We start from the raw sequence: 17,889 nt of genomic DNA, 5'->3' as shown, positions 1-17,889 counted from the left end.
CTAGGTTTAGGTCTGTATCTTAATTTACGTTGAGTTTTAGAATAAGCCCAAATAGGGATTCTTCTGTTTTGTTTATTAGCTTTAGCCATTCTTAATTTTTTAGCTAATGGTTTATTTCTACTCATTTTTTCACCGCGAATATAATAAATTTGATATTTTGAAAAATAATTTAATTAATTTTAATAATCATTGATTACAACTTAAATCCTGTTTAATTCATTTTTTTAGCCCAATAACATTAGTTTGGTAATGTTCTGGGAAAATTTCAGAAGAGTTTCCTCCTTTCTTATCAATTAAACAACGAATTTCAACCTCATAATCTGAACTTGTATCCTTATTGCTCTTTTCATGCTTCAATTCAAAAAGATTATCCACAAGATATTTGATGGTCTTGTAACCAAAACTATCAAGATTCATATATTGAATATCTTTTCTATCCTCTAAGCTTCTAATCTGATTTCTGTTGAGTTTAGGAGTTTTATCATCCCTTCTTGTGCCATCAGCAACAAGTTCGTAATGATTTGCAACTTCCTCAACAACAGCTTCATGAAGATACTTTATTCCATCATTAGGAAATCCATCTTCCATAATCATATCAACAGCTTTTTCCAGAATGGAAATGTCCAAATCTAAAACCTTATGCTTTAAGCCAATGGACTCTGCAGATTTTTGAGCTGGATGAAATGAATCATAAACTCCAAAGTTAGCAGTAACGAGTTCAACATCAAAACCTAATTGGTCAAGGATAATTCCCATCAATGAACTGTCTTTGCCACCACTATAAAGAACACAAGCTTTCATTTTACCAAATCACTAGTCAATTATCTTCTTGTAATGTGAATTTCTCTTTTTTGACCCATGAGATTTTTAAGTAAAACTTTAAGTTGTTCATCAGTTACTTTTCCTCTAAGAGAACCTGCTTGAGCTGATTGAAGCAATTGGATTTCAATATTTTGAACGAGTTCCGGTTTAGTTAATCTGAGATTATCTAATCTTCCACGAGCCTCAGGAGTCAAAATCTGTTTCATAGCTTGCTTTAACTGAGCTTCCATTTCTGCTTGTTGTTGAGCAGCTTGCTGTTGAGCCAATTGTTGCTGAGCCAATTGCTGTGGGTCAGCATTCATAGCTGCTTGTTGTTGTAATTCAGCCATACGTCTTTTGCGTATTTCATCAAGTTCACTCATAATAAAAACCCCATTAATTTAAATATTTTTCATTGAATCAATCATTAAATAATCATCAAAAATATTCCATGATTAATTCTAATTAATTCTACCTAATATTTTGAAAGTTCTGGAATATCTTTAATTAATTCAGCAGAAGTATTATCTAAGAAAGATCTACCTTCTGGAGTAATAATTCTTCCAGCATCGACTTTTTCTACGTAACCTGCATCTTCTAATTGATGTAAAGCTACTCTTACAATAGAGCCACTACCTTTTCTGAATTTTTCAGGGTTAACTCCTCTGTCTTTTTTACCACCGTAGAAGGTTCTTAAACTTCTTACTCCAACTGGTCCATCAATATAAACTCTTCTTAAGATAGAAGCGCATCTTACATACCACCAGTCGATGTTTTCTGGTTTTCTTTCTTTGTGAACACCAGTTTTAACAAGTTTTGTCCATTCAGGGGCAACAATTTTATCATTATTATCTCTAAATTCATCTGCAACAGTATTAATTAATAACTCTGCAGGAACATCAAATACAGTTGTCATATAATTTTCTCCAATTAATATGTTTCTAATCCAATTTTCTTACTCACCTAAGACTGGTGTCTGTAACTCTAAGTGAATAATCTAATTAGATTGTTTTTTATAAATAACAGCAACATTTCCTCTAACGTCAATAAGTTGGGATTTAGTGCCTTCAACAATGTTGCTTATTAAATCATCTTTATTTCTTGCTACATTCTTAGCAAATCGTAATTTAATAATAGGATTGGATTTTAACTGACGTTTAATCTCTTCAATAACATTGTCATTAACACCAGCTTTTCCAATATTTATTGTCATAGCGGAACGAGCTTCATTCATAATCTCTTTTTTTGAAAGTGTAAGAGTCAATTTTAGCTCTCCTTTTTAACTTTTTTTCCCTGATGTAAGGAATTTTCATGATATGGCCACACTCGCCACAATAAATATTAATTTCATTATTAATTAGCCGGACAGCGCAGTTGTGACCGGGAACTAAAAACTTGTAACAATTTTTACAGTATCTTCGTCCCCACGCTTGAGGAATTTTTGTATTGTACTTCTTTGAAATCTTTCGAGCAAGCTCAACATAACGATGAGATCTTTCAGGATGCTCTTTATATTCCTTTTCTGCACGATTAAAAAGAATATCCATTCTTTCTTGAGCTATTTCAATCATCCAATCAGGTTTTTTTCCTCTAGCCATAGATACTCCTCTCATACATAGTATAATCTCTTTAAAATAACTTATTGCCTAAATAAAAGTAGATTTTGATGAGAAATCACATTATAAGCAATGTAAAAATAAAGTAATTAAATAAATATTCCTATAATATAATAGTACAAGAGGAATATTAAGATAAGATATGTTTTTTATTATATAAAAAGGTTTTCTATATTATATATAATATTATAGAAATAAATAAAAAAAGTAAATATGAGATGGAATATTAATGATTTTTTAGAGATTTATTTTTATTCCAAAAGCCATTTCATAAAGTCAATTGACCCGACAGGACATTCCATTTTATCCGCTGCAATAGATATTATGAAATCGCGAATCTCTTCAACAGACTTGTCGCTTGCATCTATCTCATTGGTTTTATCCCCATAAATTTCATAAGCTTCCGCTGAACAGACTGCCAATGCCTCAGCCTCAAGGTTTTCTTGAATTTTGGACTCTGAATAATTCCTTTCTTCAAGCCTATTTTTAAGAATGGATGGATTTAAGCGAAGAACAATCATCTTATCTGCACCTTCACAAAGATGAGACAAATGACCTTCCACTATTAAAACACGATTGCTGCTTTTATCGATTTCATCGTTCAAGCATTCATTCAATCCATCAATGTCAATGACTTTATAGAATTTATCAGGATCTTCACCTATAACCAAATCATTTTCAAATGCAAAATCGTTTATTTTAATAAGTTTTGAATCAAATCCATTATCTGATAAATACCCATTCAAGTCATTTGCAACAGTTGTTTTTCCAGTGCATGGAGTGCCTGAAATGAAAATAACTGTATCTTTGGATAAATCCTCTAAAATAGACTTATTTGAAATGGACTTATTTGAAGTAGACTCATTTGAAATAGACATATTAACACTATACCTATTTTTTAAGGATTATACGCAAAACATCCTCATCTTCCAAGACATGGTCTGGACCTACCTTTTGACCTGGGAATTTAACTGAAGTTCCCCAAATCTTAGCATGCCTAAAGTTTTTAACAAACTCTCTATGTAACTTTTCACATGCATCAATAACTGTAGACCCTCTTCTGATAACCAATGGATCTTCCATATCTGCTTTTCTACCTTGTGGCTTTAAATAAACTCTAATTAAATCTACACGGTCAAATATTTCCTCTTTAAGTGCATCAATATTGAGTTTCTTATCTGCAGAAATAGGTATGAAATCAGGAATTTCCTTTTGAAGTTCCTTTAAATAATCAAGGTCGACTAAATCCACCTTATTCAATAGAATCATCATAGGAACATAGGATTTGTTGTCTTCAATGACATCAATGAACTGGTCAATGGTAACATCATCCCTAAACAATACATCAGCATTATGAATTCCATACTCATTGATAATTGATCTGATGGTTTTTTCATCCAAATAGGTTAAAGGAACGGTTGTAGAAACATTGACTCCGCCTTTGCGTGTCTTTTTAATTTTAACATCAGGCTTGGTTTGATTTGGTCTTACACCTACATTATCAAGCTCTTTTAAGATAACATTCAAATGCTGAGGATTGAGTGTATCCAATACCACTATAATCAAGTCTGCAGTTCTTGCTACAGATAAAATCTCTTTACCTCTACCTTTACCTCCAGCAGCACCGGTAATGATTCCAGGAATGTCAAAAATTTGAATTTGAGCATTATTATATTCCATAACACCAGGAATGATTTCTAAAGTAGTGAATTGATAAGCGCCAACCTTACTTTCAGCATTGGTTAATTCATTAAGCAATGTAGATTTACCTACAGATGGGAAACCTACTAAAACTGCTGTAGCATCACCACTTTTCTTAATGTGGAATCCTTCACCTTTGGATCCCCCACTACTTCTTTTAATCTGTTCCTCTTTAAGTTTAGAAATTTTAGCCTTTAATTTACCTATGTGGTGAGAAGTAGCTTTATTATAAGGTGTCTTTTGAATTTCCTCTTCAATAGCTTTAATTTTTTCTTCTATAGACATAAACTCCCCAATAAATAATTTATTACGAAATACTATTAATTTGAAATAATTTAATGAATCAATGTTTATCGCAATTAAACATTGAAAAATGCAAATATTTTATTATAATATAAATTTTGTATTTTTAACATATAAAATATGCGGTAAAAATAGGTCATGAATATCTAAAAATAGCAGATTGAACTAAAAAAAGAACATGTTCAAAAACTCAATTAAAAAAGCAATGCCAGATAGAAAAAAATAAAAACAATAAAAAAAGAAAAAGTTATAAACCTCATAAGAAAAGCTTAATGGACAAAGCTTATCTTACAAGCTATAACTGAATTTAATTTTATGCATAAAAAACTGCTATGCTTCTGTTGTATCTGAGGTATCAGAACTTGAAGATCCCTCATTGATGGTCCAAACGGAAACTCCCTCTTGCATGTCACTTAGCTTAAAGGTATCTTGACCTGCACCGCCTAATAGGAATAATCGGGTAAAGACAGAGTCTTTAAGTTCATTATCCATCAATATAGTGGTATATTCATCACCAGAACCTATAAGGTACATTGTAAAATTGCCGCCATTGTTCAAGGTTTTATTTACAGTTAAATAACCGTCTTCAATAGCAATAATATTACTTGCCTTAAGAGGATTGTATTCAGTACCATTCAATTCAACTTGAGATCCGTTGTTTGCCCAAACAGCAGTCATCTGAGCAGTAGTTTGATTAGTTCCATTAGATCCTCTTTTAATTACAGCATTGTATGAAACACCACTGTCATTCAATACTGTAACGACTCCTTGGGAGTTAGGTTTGATTGTTACATAATTTCCAGCCATGTAATATTGATAGTTTGTACTGTCCAAAGTATCAAAGTTCCATGAACCGAAGTAAGACCACCATCCAGCTTTTTGAATCATGTCTGAACTTAAAACAAATGCAACATTATTCGGATTGGATGGATGTGATTGTTTTACAACAGCACTTGCTTGGCTTTCAGTTAACTTATAATCTTTGATTAAGGTTGACTTAGCGTCTTCCCTACTCATTCCTAATGTTTTGTCCAATGCATCAACTGCGGTGGCATTACTACCTGTGTAATTGTATAATAAATCAGAAGCATTACTACCTGTAGTTCCCAACATCTGCAATATGCCTTTTGCTTGGGCCAAATCAGATGTAGTTAATGCTTTACCTACCCAGTATGCGCGATCCCCTGTCTGAGAACCCCCATCGAAAGAAGTCGGATGGTCAGATGCAATCTGGAATAGGTAACCGAAGTCCCACCAGGAAATAACTACTGTATCCTCAGGAGTGCTTTCCTTAACATAGTCCATAGCATTCCACATAGGGTCACTTGAACCTGGAACAGTGGCTGCAGTAGTCTGATAAGCTCCACAAACAGTTGGAGAAACTAAAGCTAAAGTTATCAGTACAACAACCAGTGCTTTCTTGATTGATACATCTGAATCTTTAATAGATTTCCTAAGATAAATCAATACTCCAGAAAGAACCACGAGAGCAACGAATACAATTGAACCTATCAATAAAGCATTATCGAGACCATAATAAATCTGAGTAATCGGGAATGCAATCAAGAATGAACATACTAAAGCTATGACGAATAAGATTCTATCATCATCAATGTTAGCTTTAACATAGTCAACCGCATAACCTACAAAGATTCCTGCACAGATACCCATAGGAACAACCAATATCTGTATAAACCTTGTACCTTGGGTTACTGCTGCTGCAGATGAAAGAATCCACACAAGGAATAAGCTTAAGTAAAGCACATTCAAACGTTTGCTTTTATTGATTTCATCAGTTGAACCGAAAGACCCAATGTCAACAAGAGAAATTCTGAATCTGTCTTGTTCTTTTCTAATAGAAGTAGCTTTACGTTTAGATTTATGTGGTTTAGAGGAATCCCCTTTAACTTTAACAGATCTAAGTCTAAGTATTCTTTGAACAAAGGTGAACAATACTAATAAAACACCGAAGAAAGCAACTATTCCACCGATACCGTTAATGACACCATTAGTGTTTGCTAAAAATGCCCCTGGAAGTCCACCATACAAAAGATTAGGGATTTGCATCTCTGCAACAGAAATAAATACATTAGGCCATTCAGTTGTTAATCCAGATTGGAGAGAGAAACCTCCAACAATACTAGCTACAGCACCTAAAAGAGCATCAAGCCCAACAGTAGCCAATAAAGCAAAACCAGATAATACTAAAATAAATACTACTGAGAACAATTCTTTTTGGTTAATAAACCAACTCAATTTATTACTGTAATTTTTGAATGGTTCGATAATATCAATATCCAGATAGAAACATAATACAAAGAACACTATCATCACTAATACCATTACTGCAGGGTAGAACATATAACCAGACCATGAAAGTGAAAATAGGCCAATAGATATAACAGACAATATTGAAAATATTATTCTATAAGCTAATTTATCACTTCTTACTGCTTCAACAAAGAAGAGTATGAAGAATAAAGGCAAGGTTACGTTAAACATATCTGTATCGAAAAATCCTGCAAAGGTATGTGAAATATAGTTAGGACCTAAAACTACAAGCAATGCGGCTGCAACTGCACCATAATCATTAGTGATTCTTCTTGTGAATATGTAAACAGGAATTACAGCAAATGATGATATAAATGCACCAGTCCAAAATGCAACCTCCTTAATAGACATATCATGGAACATATTAATTATTCCATGCAAGAAAGAAGTCACATAAGCAATCATAGGCTGATACGAACCAACCTCCCTTCCTGACGGATAGTATGAATGCATATCCCAACCGGAACCATTCACTAAAGTATCACCAAAATATCCATGATCCATATAATCCTGTGTCATCCTTAGGTTAAAGTATGAGTCCATTTCACTGAAATAAGGAAGACCATCAGCATCCATATAATTTGCTTTATACTCATTAGGAACTCCATTGATATCTGCTGATTGAGCCCTAAGAGCAAAAACTAAAACAAACAATATCGCAATGATAACCACAGATTTTAATATTGTTTTAACTTTTTGATTTTCCATAAAAAATCCTCGTACATTTTACAAATTAATATTCGAATATTTATAGTCCATACTCAATCATTTCATGAAATATAAAAGCGCTTAAATTATCTCATTTCCATAAAACAACATCATACGACTTGTAAAACATTATTAAATATATTTTAAAATATATTGAAATAATTATTTTTGATAAAATTATCAAACTTAATATTTGATAAGACAATTATTAAAACGATGTTAATAAAAATCAATTTAAATTTAATAATAATTAAATATACATTTTATATACATATATAATTTTCTAATATTCTATATAAAGAGGAAATAAACAGGGCCATGAAAAAGAGATTATTAGAAAAAATTGAAAAATAGAATAAAAAAATAGAATAAAAAAATAGAATAAATAAATAGAGTAAAAAAAATAAAAAATAAAAAAATTGAATAAAGAAAATTGTGAATTTTTATAAACAATCAGTCGATTATTTACTTAATTCTGCAGATTTTTCTTGTAATAATTTATCCAAATCCTTTAATTGGCAGCTAAATCTACATTGTGGGAAGCCACTGCATCCAACAAATTCACCAAATCTTCCAGAACGTTTCAATAAGTCTCTGCCACATTCCGGACATTTGCCAACAACTTCAGGAGCACGCCTCTTGCTAACTTCCTTACCACAATTTGGATCAAGGCAAACATGTTCCCTTCCCTTTTGGCCTTTTCTCTTAATTGAAATCATAGGCAACCCACAAGTAGGGCAAGTGGATTTTAATATATTTGCACCTTTAGGCAAGGAGTAAGTATTTCTGCATTGAGGGAAATTGGAACATCCAATGAAGGTTTGCTTATTCCTTTTTGAATACTTTTTAAGCAGTTTACCGCCACAAGAACATTCTCCTACGACATTGGATTCCTGATAGGATTCATAAAGCTTTGAGCCAATTTCCTTTTGATTGTCATTAATATCCTTAAGAATTGATCTGACTTCCTTTTCACCATTAGTAAGAATTTCCTCTTTTGTAATCTTATCAGCAGATAAGCAATTCAACTCCCTTTCAAATTCACGGGTTAGCTCTTCGCTGGTTAAGTTCTTACAGTATTGCTTTAAGGTGTCAATTATATGAACTCCTAATGGCTTGACTTCAATCTTCTTGCCATCAATATATTTTCTATCATATAATTTGGCAATGATGTCTGCACGTGTAGCCTTTGTACCAAGCTCTCTTTTCTCCAATTCCTTAATGAGAGATGCTTCATTGTATCTTGCAGGCGGCTTGGTTTCCTTTTCCTCTGAAATGATTTCATGAATCTTTAGGAAATCTCCTTTTTTAAGTGGAGGGAACTCATCAGCTTCCTGTTTCTTGAATGGATAATGCTTTAGCCATCCTTCATGAGAAACCCTTTTTCTTGAAAAGACAAATTCCTCATTATTAACATTCAAGTCAACTTTCATGGTTTCCAATCTGGAATCTTCACTGAAGACACTTATGAACCTATAAACGATTAAGCGATAGATCTTTTCCTCATCTGGAGATAAGTTAGATGGCAATACACCAGTTGGGTGAATAGCTGGGTGTGCTGCATCATCTTTTTTACCCTCATTTGGCTTTAGTTTTGCAGGCAAATCAGCAATATGCTTTTTAAACTCTTCATCTTTAAGAAGCCCTGCAAAAATCTCTTTAAAACCTAATGATTCAGGAAGTTTTTGGGAGGAGGTACGTGGATAGGAAGTGTATCCTCCAACATATAAGTTCTGAGCTGCAACTTGAGTCCTTTTAGGGGAAAATCCGAATACAGTGTGTGCTTCAGATTGCAATCCACCTAAATTGAATGGAATAGGAGGTTTCCTAATGGTTTCCTTAACATTTACATCAGTTACAGTTGCATCCGCACCTTGGCATTCATCAAATATTCTTTTAGCCCTTTCTTCATCAAAGATCTTATCTTCAACATGATTCGCTATAATGTCAAAATCAGACTTGGCCTTAATTTGCCAATAAGGTTCTGGGATGAATGATTGTATCTCCTTTTCCCTATCTACTAAAATTGATAATGTAGGAGTTTGCACACGTCCTGCAGACAAACTTATGCGACTTGAAGAGGATGATCTAACCGCTTTCATTAAAGCGGATGAGATATTCATACCAAAGTAATAGTCTAGCATATGCCTTGCAATACCACTATCCACTTGGTGTAAGTCAATGTCAATCATATGGTCATAGGCATCTACAATGTCCTTTTTAGTCAATGTGGAAAATTTCATACGGGATGCTTTCGCTTCAGCATTGTTTCCACAAGCATATTTCAGTGCATTGTAACCAATCAATGTTCCTTCTACGTCGTAATCGCAAGCATGAACAAATTTATCTGCATCTTTAGATAGTTTTTTAATAGCGTAAACATAATCCCTTACATATCCGCTATTCTTTTCAACTTCATATGCTGGAACCCACTTTAAATCAAAACCTAATCTATCTCTTGAAGTAGCAGATGTTAAAGAGTACAAGTGACCAACTGCAGACAAAACAGTGGTCCTTTTGCCATCTTCCTCAAATTCCCAATAGCTTATCTTCCTACCATACTTCTTCTTTTGGGCTTTTGAAGAGAGGGCCTTTGCTATCTTCTCAGCTGATTTCGGTTTTTCTGAAATAATCACTTCATGCATGTTATCACATAATAAATAAAAATTATAATTTAAAATTTTAATATGAATAATTAATAAAAATTATAAAAAAATAGAATTCTATAAAAAAACAGCTTTTATAAAATCTAGGATATAAATTGAAAATTTCAATTTACAAATTATTCAAAATCATAAATACTTTATACATAACCATTATATTTAATATTTTCGTTTTTGAACAATTCATATTTCAAGACTATTATAGTATTAAAATGAGGAATAAAATTAGAATAGACATTAAATATTAAAAAATAATTATTATATTTTATTAAATTGCAAAATAATAAAAAAATGATTGAAAATTATTTTTTATCCATCAAATCCTCTTTATAAAAACCATAGAAATTGCTGCAATATCCGCACATTGGATATTTTCCATAGTGATAATGAGCGCCTTCATCGCTGTTCATGTCAAATTCCTTTCCACAGGTATAACAAACTTCTATTTTTTCTCCATTTTTATCATTATCTTTATTTTCAATATTATTATCTGCCATCATAATCCCACTATTGATATTATTAAAATTTCCATCACAATTATAATAAAATTAGATTTAACTATTATTTAAATTTACTCAACTATTATATCTATTAAAAAATCGGCGCTTAAAGTAAAAAATAGAATAAAAATAAATTTAGAATAAAATAAAGTAAAATAAAATTAAATAGATAAAAAAGAAATTAAAAAAATATAAAATAAACTAAATAAAAGAAATTAAAAAGAAATTAAAAAAATATAAAATAAACTAAATAAAAGAAATTAAAAAGAAATTAAAAAAATATAAAATAAACTAAATAAAAGAAATTAAAAAGAAATTTAAGAAAAAATAAAAATTAATTAAAAATAATTTAATTAATTAATATCGTATTTTTGCAAGAGTAAAAGCTCTTCGGTAGATAATTTTTTACCGTTTTTGAATTTATCAAAGATACTTTCTGCTCTTTCTTTTTCTTCACGATTTTTCTTATTGTTAGAAGAACCACTAGATTTTTCAGATCTGCGTTTTCTGTTTTTGCTGCTTCCTAACTTTTTATTGATTACATGAATTTCACTTAAAATCATTTTAAATTCTTCATGTTTTGCAGAAGCATTTTTTCTAGCTTGGATGAATAATTTGTGTGCTTCATCAGCAGCAGTTCTGATTTCATCAGTTTTTCTGAAGTAAGAAAGCATTTGTTCGTGAGCTTCTTGTGCTTGTTCTGAAAGTTCAACTACTTTAGCGTGGTATTCTTCAGATTTTTTCTTGAGTTCAGCAGCTTCTTCTTTGACTTTATCGTCTTCTTTGATTTCTGCAAGTTCTTTTCTTAAATCATTTGCATTTTTAACAAGTTGATTTTCTTTTTTGATGTCTAAAACTCTGGTTTCGATAATTTTATCAATCTTTTTGATTTCAGTTTCAATCCTGATTTTATCTTTCTTACCAGAAGACCATTCAAGACTTTTAATTTCGTCATTGACTTTATTACGTGCTTTCTTGTTTTCTTCAACTTGTTTGTTGATTTCATTACGTTGATCTCTGAACTCAATAGCTTTAGCTAAGTTTTCTTTTAATTCAGAATTTAATTCATCACGTATTTTACGTTGTTCTTTAGCTTCTCTGTTAAAAGATTCTCTCTCATCTGCAACTTTAGCAATACGTTCTTCTCTTTCATCTTTTTGAGCTCTTACACCTTCAATAGTGTCCGCTAAATCAAAATCAGGTTCTGGAAGAGCGTTTTTCTTTTTAGATTTTTTAGGTTTTGCTTCTTTAACAGGTTTTTCTTCAGCTACTTCTTCCTCAGTCTCTGCAGGAGCTTCTTCCTCAGCTTCTTCAACAACTTCAGTTTCTACAGCAGCTTCTTCCTCAGCTTCAGCAACTTCCTCTTCCACTGCTTCCTCTTCCACTTCTTCAGCTTCTTCCTCAGCAGTTTCTTCTTCAGCTACTTCTTCCTCAGCTTCTTCAACAACTTCTTCTGTTTCTTCGATTTCTTCAACAACTTCTTCAGTTGCATCTGCAACTTGTTCTTCTTCTTGGTTTTCAACAACTACGTCAGTAGTTTCAACTACTTCAGTTTCTACAGCAACTTCTTTATCCACGTCAGCATCTCCTTCAGTGTTTTCAGAGTTTAAATTAATGATGACATTTAAAACGTCAGTTAAATCACGGGTTTCCACAATAATGTCTGCTTTTTCCTTTAAAGCAGGTTTTGCATTAAAAGCAATTCCGTATTTAGCAGATTCAATCATGGAAATATCATTTGCTCCATCTCCAACAGCAACACATTCATCTAAGGTATAACCTTTTTCTTCGATGAGCTTGGATAGAACATCTAATTTTGAACCAGATACTAATGGTCCAGTGACTTCACCAGTTAAGATCCCGTCTTCTTCAACTAATGAATTTGTGAATATGTTATCCACATCAAGTTTTCCCTTAATAGTATCGGCGATTATATCAAAACTACCGCTAATAATAGCTACTTCAAAACCATTTTCCTTTAAGGTGGAAACGGTTTCGCGAGCTCCTTTCATTAGAGGCATTTCATTAGCTAATGTTTTAATATCGTCAGTAGCAACTCCTTTGAGAAGTCCTACTCTTTTCTTAATGGATGTTTCGAAGTCGATATCACCTTGCATAGCCTGCTCAGTGATTGCTGCAATTTGATCTTCAATATTAATTAATTTTCCAATCTCGTCTATGCCCTCACCATCAATAATAACATTATCTAAGTCAAATACTACAAGTTTAATCAATAATATCACCAATTATATTAAGTCCAATTCGCTAAGTCTAGCTTTTGCATTTTCTACGCCTAACCTAGCATCTTTTTTGGTTTTAGCTCCAGTACAAACAACTTTTCCGGAACCGAATAATAATAATACAACTTTAGGATCAGATAAACGGTATACTAAACCAGGGAATTGTTCTGGTTCATATTCGGTGTTTTCCAATTCCAAAGCAACTGCTTCTAAATTTAAAGTGGATTGTAAATTTGCAGAAGCAACAATGTTTTGAATTTTAATATCAAACTCATGAGGAATTTCAGTATCAATAGTTCTCATAAGGTCGACAGTTTTTTTAATAGCTAATTTTGAATCATCGATTGATTTAGCACCAGTACATACAAGTTTACCAGAACTAAAAATTAAAGCAGCAGTTTTAGGATCTTGAAGTTTAAATACTAATCCTGGGAACTGTTCTCTGTTAAAATCGACACCTTCTAACGCCTCAGCTACATCAGTAAGTACAATATCTTTACCAATGCTTGCAGAAGCAACAATGTTTTCTATTTTTATATCAACATCGATCAATTTATTACCTCCAAAATTATTTAAAAAAAGTAAGTAAATATTTTAAAAAATTAATATAATTTTAGTTTTGACAAATAAAGAAAATTGACAATAAAATCAGTTAAAATTAATAATTTTTTGATTAAAATTTTTACTAATAAAATATATCATTTATATAGTATATAAAGTTAATGTTTATAAAGCATATAAATGGTAATACTTTTTTATGTATAAAGTATTAATCAAGACTGAATAGGATTATTTATAAGGGTATTTGAAACAAATATAAAAATTGAATTAAAAATTAAAAAATGTTTAAAAGCAGTTTAGAAAATTGCTTAGAAAATATTAATGATAGTGAGATAATTTTTATGATTGAAGTAGAAGTGAAAGCAAAAATAAGAAGCTTTGATGAAATGAGGAAAAAGCTTGATGAAATAGATGCCGTAAAGGTCAAAACCGAACATCAGGAGGATAGGTATTTCAACAGTCCAGTGCGTGACTTTGCACAAACCGATGAGGCATTGAGAATCAGGGAAACAAAATCTGATGAAAAGCACAACTTGTTCATTACCTACAAAGGCCCTAAAATCGATACAAAAAGCAAGACCCGAGAAGAGGTTGAAATGGAAATCGAAGATGCTGACAAAGCAACAAAAATATTTGAGAATTTAGGGTTTAAGGAAGTGAGAACTGTTGTAAAGGATCGTGAATACTACAACTATGAAAACTATGAAATCAGTTTGGATAATGTACACGGTCTTGAACCATACATGGAAATAGAAATAAGCTTAGAGGACAATTCAGACTATTCAAAAGCCCAGGAAAGCATATTTGAACTCTTTGAAAAATTAGGAATCACAGATGGATTTGAGCGAACCTCCTATTTGGAATTATTAGAGGAACTGGACAATTAGATTTCAATCACTGAAAAATTATAAAAAAGTTTATAAAACAAAAATACAAAACTTATTATATTAAATTTAAACTAAAGAAATTTAAAAATAATTTAGAATAAATTAAAAACAAAAAATAAACTAACTAAACACTAAAAAATACAAAAGACATAAAGAGTTGATAAAAAAATGCAATATAATACAAGTCCTTTCAACAAGGAAGAGGAATACAAATTCCCAAAAGATATTACTATTTATGATACAACTTTAAGAGATGGGGAACAGACCCCTGGAGTATGTTTCTCACTGGATGACAAATTGGAAATAGCTAGAAAGCTTGATCAATTAAGAATCCATCAAATTGAAGCGGGATTCCCAATCGTCTCAGAAAGGGAATCAGCTGCAGTCAAGGCAATAGCTAACGAAGGATTGGATGCAGAAATCATCTGTTTGGCAAGAACCAAAAAAGGAGACATTGACAGAGCTCTTGACTGTGATGTTGATGGGATAATTACATTCATGGGAACTTCTGATATTCATTTGGAACATAAAATGCATATCAAAAGACAGGAAGCATTGAATATCTGCATGAAATCAATTGAATATGCAAAAGACCATGGATTGTTTGTAGCATTTTCAGCAGAGGATGCGACAAGAACAGACTTGGACTTCTTGAAAAGAGTTTACTCAAAAGCAGAAAGCTACGGTGCAGACAGAGTGCACATTGCAGATACTGTTGGGGCAATCACCCCACAAGGAATTACATTCCTAATCAAGGAGCTTAAAAAAGTAACTGATGTTCAAATAGCTATGCACTGTCATAATGACTTTGGATTGGCTGTAATAAACTCAATTTATGGATTGCTCGCAGGAGGAAGTGCTGTTTCAACAACTGTTAACGGTATTGGAGAAAGAGCAGGAAACGCTTCCCTTGAAGAGTTGATCATGTCTTTAAAATTATTGTACGGTAAGGACTTAGGCTTTAAAACCAAATACATTCAAGAATTGTCTGAATTGGTATCCAAGAAAACAGGATTGGAAATCCCATACAATAAGCCAATTGTAGGTAAGAATGTATTTAGACATGAATCTGGAATTCATGTGGATGCAGTTATTGAAGAGCCTCTTACTTATGAACCATATTTACCTGAACTTGTTGGTCAGAGAAGACAATTGGTTTTAGGAAAGCATTCAGGTTGCAGAGCCGTTAAGGCAAAACTTGATGAATGTGGATTTAAAGTAACCAATGACCAGCTTTGCCAAATCGTGAAAAAGGTAAAGGAAAGCAGAGAAGAAGGAAAATACATTGACGACGATGTATTTAAAGACATTGTAAGAAGCATTGATTCAAATTATGTTGATTTATAAATAATCAACATTCTTTTTTTATTTTTTAATTATTTTTATAAAATCTATTTTTAACTAATCCTACTTTTTAAGCCTATTTTTTAAGCCTATTTTTGAACCTATTTTTAAACCTATTCTTAAACTTATTTTTTAAACCTATTGAAACTGAGATTAATATAAATAAATTTATAAATCTAATGGATTAAATTATAAAAATAGATATAAAATTAATTAATAAAATTAAAGATATTAATAAAATTTTAGGAGATTAAATTTGAATATTTCAGAAAAAATATTATCTCAGAAAATAGGTCGTGAAGTCATTCCTGGAGAAATAATCGAAGTGGACGTTGATTTGGCAATGTCTCATGATGGAACTTCACCTCCTGCAATAAAAACCTTTGAAAAAATAAGCGATAAGGTTTGGGACAATGAGAAGATAGTCATTGTATTTGACCATAATGTTCCTGCAAACACAATAGGATCTGCAGAGTTTCAAAAAGTAGCTAGAAACTTCATTAAAACTCAAGGAATTAAGAATCATTACACCCATGGAGAAGGAATCTGCCATCAAGTGCTTCCTGAAAAAGGGCATGTTGAGCCTGGAAAAATCATCGTTGGTGCAGACTCACATACCTGTACCTACGGAGCATTCGGAGCATTTTCCACTGGAATGGGTGCTACTGATTTAGCTATGGTTTATGCCACTGGAAAGACATGGTTCATGGTTCCTGAATCCTTCAAGATAGAAGTTGAAGGAAAATTGAATCCAGGCATCACTTCAAAGGACTTGATTTTAAATATCATTGGAGAGATTGGAATAGCTGGAGCTACATATAAGACTGCAGAATTCTGCGGAGAGACAATCGACAATTTGGATGTTGAAAGCAGAATGACCATGACAAATATGGCAATAGAAATGGGTGCTAAAAATGGAATCATGGAACCTAATCAGTCCACAATTGAATATGTTTGCGAAAGAACCGGCAAAACAAAGGACCAATTGAATATCCTTAAATCCGATGCGGATTCCATATACGAAAAGGAATTCCTGTTTAATGTGGATGATATGGAAGCTCAAATAGCTTGTCCTAATGATGTGGATAATGTAAAGCCATTGTCACAAGTTGCTGGAACTCACATTGACCAAGGATTCATTGGTTCATGTACAAATGGAAGATTATCAGACCTTGCACAAGCTGCAGCTGTCCTTGAAGGAAAGCAAGTTCACGATGATGTAAGATTAATCATCATCCCTGCATCAAAGGAAATATATCAAAAGGCAATGGATTTAGGATACATTAAAACATTCTTGGATGCTGGAGCTATGGTATCCAACCCTGGTTGCGGACCATGCTTAGGCGGACATATGGGAGTATTGTCTGAAGGTGAAACAAGCATTTCCTCTACAAACAGAAACTTCAAAGGCAGAATGGGGGATCCTAATTCATCTGTATATTTAGCTAATGCAGGAGTTGTAGCAGCATCTGGAGTTTCAGGATTCATTGAAAACCCTGATAACTTATAAATCATATTTAAATCAATATTTTTTTTATTAAAATAATAAAAGTAACAAGTCACACGGAGACTGAATATGTCAAAAACTACTGACAATAACATCAATGTACGTTTAATTGAAAAGATTAATGCTGTTGAGGAAAAATACCATAAACAGTTTTCAAACACTCAAAAAATTCTATTGACAACTGATGGTTCAATTACAGCAATCCTGGATGTCCTATATGGAAAAATCGATTTGAAAACCTTAGAGCAACATTTCGAAGAGGCAACTGAAGAGAGTGCACCTTTGGTTAATGTTGATGTGGGAGATGAAGTGAATTATAGGGAAATCATAATGCATAAGGACGATAATCCTTTAATTTATGCTGTTTCCTACATACCTCTAAAAAGATTGACAAAGGAAATTAAGGACGATTTAATCAGAGCAGACACTCCTATTGGAAGGATATTGAAAAACTATAATGTTGAATCCAGAAGGGAAATAAATGTTATTCAGATAGAAAAAGCATCAGATAAGCTTAAAGAGCTTTATAATACTGAAGAAGATTTCCTAACACGAGATTACACCATAATAAACAATGGTGAAATATTGATGTGGATTAAGGAATTCTTCCCAATAACTTACTTTACTGAAATATAATCAAACTAAAATTAATTAAAATATAATTTAAACCATGAATAGTTAACTAAATATGAAAAATAGTTTTCAAATGCTCTATTTCATAAAATAA

The 17,889-nt window shown here is 32.1% G+C and carries 17 protein-coding genes; 4 read left to right on the top strand and 13 right to left on the bottom strand.

The window, feature by feature from the left end:
• The 13 genes from rpl39e to IJI80_RS01730 form a co-directional block, all read right to left on the bottom strand.
• Positions 1-125: 50S ribosomal protein L39e (rpl39e, locus tag IJI80_RS01790; protein WP_292787049.1), on the bottom strand; the 125-nt coding region annotated here is incomplete at its 3' end.
• Positions 126-216: 91 nt separating this feature from the next.
• Positions 217-801 carry a hypothetical protein gene (locus IJI80_RS01785; RefSeq protein ID WP_292787046.1) on the bottom strand — a complete coding sequence of 195 codons (585 nt, stop codon included), beginning with the start codon at positions 799-801 and terminating at the stop codon, positions 217-219.
• A gap of 20 nt (positions 802-821) precedes the next feature.
• Positions 822-1,184: a DNA-binding protein gene (locus tag IJI80_RS01780; RefSeq protein WP_292787044.1), complete on the bottom strand. Its 363-nt coding sequence runs from the start codon at positions 1,182-1,184 to the stop codon at positions 822-824.
• A gap of 92 nt (positions 1,185-1,276) precedes the next feature.
• Positions 1,277-1,717 carry a 30S ribosomal protein S19e gene (locus IJI80_RS01775; RefSeq protein ID WP_292778664.1) on the bottom strand — a complete coding sequence of 147 codons (441 nt, stop codon included), beginning with the start codon at positions 1,715-1,717 and terminating at the stop codon, positions 1,277-1,279.
• Between the two features lie 81 nt (positions 1,718-1,798).
• Entirely contained in the window at positions 1,799-2,035 is a 237-nt protein-coding gene (locus IJI80_RS01770; RefSeq protein WP_067148918.1) for a YhbY family RNA-binding protein, read from the bottom strand.
• Complete coding sequence (locus tag IJI80_RS01765; protein WP_292778666.1) at positions 2,028-2,399, bottom strand: ribonuclease P protein component 4; 372 nt, start codon at positions 2,397-2,399, stop codon at positions 2,028-2,030. The genes IJI80_RS01770 and IJI80_RS01765 overlap by 8 nt, the downstream gene beginning before the upstream one ends.
• 269 nt (positions 2,400-2,668) lie before the next feature.
• On the bottom strand, positions 2,669-3,295 hold the full coding sequence (locus IJI80_RS01760) for an adenylate kinase family protein (RefSeq protein ID WP_292787039.1): 627 nt from the start codon (positions 3,293-3,295) through the stop codon (positions 2,669-2,671).
• Between the two features lie 13 nt (positions 3,296-3,308).
• Positions 3,309-4,403 (bottom strand): GTP-binding protein, encoded by a 1,095-nt coding sequence (locus IJI80_RS01755; protein ID WP_292787036.1) that lies wholly within the window; start codon positions 4,401-4,403, stop codon positions 3,309-3,311.
• A gap of 348 nt (positions 4,404-4,751) precedes the next feature.
• Positions 4,752-7,460: an STT3 domain-containing protein gene (locus tag IJI80_RS01750; RefSeq protein ID WP_292787034.1), complete on the bottom strand. Its 2,709-nt coding sequence runs from the start codon at positions 7,458-7,460 to the stop codon at positions 4,752-4,754.
• A 461-nt stretch (positions 7,461-7,921) separates the two neighbouring features.
• Positions 7,922-10,105, bottom strand: a complete 2,184-nt coding sequence (gene topA / locus IJI80_RS01745) for a DNA topoisomerase I (RefSeq protein ID WP_292787031.1) — start codon at positions 10,103-10,105, stop codon at positions 7,922-7,924.
• A 320-nt stretch (positions 10,106-10,425) separates the two neighbouring features.
• Entirely contained in the window at positions 10,426-10,620 is a 195-nt protein-coding gene (locus tag IJI80_RS01740; protein WP_292787028.1) for a hypothetical protein, read from the bottom strand.
• A 356-nt stretch (positions 10,621-10,976) separates the two neighbouring features.
• Positions 10,977-12,857, bottom strand: a complete 1,881-nt coding sequence (gene serB / locus IJI80_RS01735; protein WP_292787026.1) for a phosphoserine phosphatase SerB — start codon at positions 12,855-12,857, stop codon at positions 10,977-10,979.
• Positions 12,858-12,869: 12 nt separating this feature from the next.
• Positions 12,870-13,415 carry a TATA-box-binding protein gene (locus IJI80_RS01730; protein ID WP_292787024.1) on the bottom strand — a complete coding sequence of 182 codons (546 nt, stop codon included), beginning with the start codon at positions 13,413-13,415 and terminating at the stop codon, positions 12,870-12,872.
• A gap of 350 nt (positions 13,416-13,765) precedes the next feature.
• Between IJI80_RS01730 and cyaB the strand changes: the two genes are divergently transcribed.
• The 4 genes from cyaB to IJI80_RS01710 all read left to right on the top strand — a co-directional run bounded on the left by cyaB (position 13,766) and on the right by IJI80_RS01710 (position 17,798).
• Positions 13,766-14,311, top strand: a complete 546-nt coding sequence (gene cyaB, locus IJI80_RS01725; protein WP_292787022.1) for a class IV adenylate cyclase — start codon at positions 13,766-13,768, stop codon at positions 14,309-14,311.
• Positions 14,312-14,479: 168 nt separating this feature from the next.
• Positions 14,480-15,658, top strand: coding sequence for a homocitrate synthase family protein (locus IJI80_RS01720; protein ID WP_292787019.1), 1,179 nt, complete (start codon positions 14,480-14,482; stop codon positions 15,656-15,658).
• A 253-nt stretch (positions 15,659-15,911) separates the two neighbouring features.
• Positions 15,912-17,165: a homoaconitase large subunit gene (hacA, locus tag IJI80_RS01715; RefSeq protein WP_292787017.1), complete on the top strand. Its 1,254-nt coding sequence runs from the start codon at positions 15,912-15,914 to the stop codon at positions 17,163-17,165.
• A 66-nt stretch (positions 17,166-17,231) separates the two neighbouring features.
• On the top strand, positions 17,232-17,798 hold the full coding sequence (locus IJI80_RS01710) for a chorismate lyase (RefSeq protein WP_292787013.1): 567 nt from the start codon (positions 17,232-17,234) through the stop codon (positions 17,796-17,798).
• Positions 17,799-17,889: the final 91 nt, after the last annotated feature.

Source organism: Methanobrevibacter sp. (assembly GCF_017432245.1).
In the GTDB taxonomy this organism is placed as follows: domain Archaea; phylum Methanobacteriota; class Methanobacteria; order Methanobacteriales; family Methanobacteriaceae; genus Methanobrevibacter.
The sequence above is the reverse complement of the archived record's forward strand: the minus strand, read 5'-3'. Positions and strand labels throughout refer to the sequence as shown.

What these genes read in the sequence shown, in the direction of transcription:
- IJI80_RS01775 (WP_292778664.1), bottom strand. Translation starts at nt 1,717, where the DNA reads ATGACAACTGTATTTGATGTTCCTGCAGAGTTATTAATTAATACTGTT.
- IJI80_RS01720 (WP_292787019.1), top strand. Translation starts at nt 14,480, where the DNA reads ATGCAATATAATACAAGTCCTTTCAACAAGGAAGAGGAATACAAATTC.
- IJI80_RS01780 (WP_292787044.1), bottom strand. Translation starts at nt 1,184, where the DNA reads ATGAGTGAACTTGATGAAATACGCAAAAGACGTATGGCTGAATTACAA.
- IJI80_RS01760 (WP_292787039.1), bottom strand. Translation starts at nt 3,295, where the DNA reads ATGTCTATTTCAAATGAGTCTACTTCAAATAAGTCCATTTCAAATAAG.
- cyaB (WP_292787022.1), top strand. Translation starts at nt 13,766, where the DNA reads ATGATTGAAGTAGAAGTGAAAGCAAAAATAAGAAGCTTTGATGAAATG.
- topA (WP_292787031.1), bottom strand. Translation starts at nt 10,105, where the DNA reads ATGCATGAAGTGATTATTTCAGAAAAACCGAAATCAGCTGAGAAGATA.
- IJI80_RS01770 (WP_067148918.1), bottom strand. Translation starts at nt 2,035, where the DNA reads ATGAATGAAGCTCGTTCCGCTATGACAATAAATATTGGAAAAGCTGGT.
- IJI80_RS01765 (WP_292778666.1), bottom strand. Translation starts at nt 2,399, where the DNA reads ATGGCTAGAGGAAAAAAACCTGATTGGATGATTGAAATAGCTCAAGAA.
- IJI80_RS01710 (WP_292787013.1), top strand. Translation starts at nt 17,232, where the DNA reads ATGTCAAAAACTACTGACAATAACATCAATGTACGTTTAATTGAAAAG.
- IJI80_RS01785 (WP_292787046.1), bottom strand. Translation starts at nt 801, where the DNA reads ATGAAAGCTTGTGTTCTTTATAGTGGTGGCAAAGACAGTTCATTGATG.
- IJI80_RS01740 (WP_292787028.1), bottom strand. Translation starts at nt 10,620, where the DNA reads ATGGCAGATAATAATATTGAAAATAAAGATAATGATAAAAATGGAGAA.
- IJI80_RS01750 (WP_292787034.1), bottom strand. Translation starts at nt 7,460, where the DNA reads ATGGAAAATCAAAAAGTTAAAACAATATTAAAATCTGTGGTTATCATT.
- IJI80_RS01755 (WP_292787036.1), bottom strand. Translation starts at nt 4,403, where the DNA reads ATGTCTATAGAAGAAAAAATTAAAGCTATTGAAGAGGAAATTCAAAAG.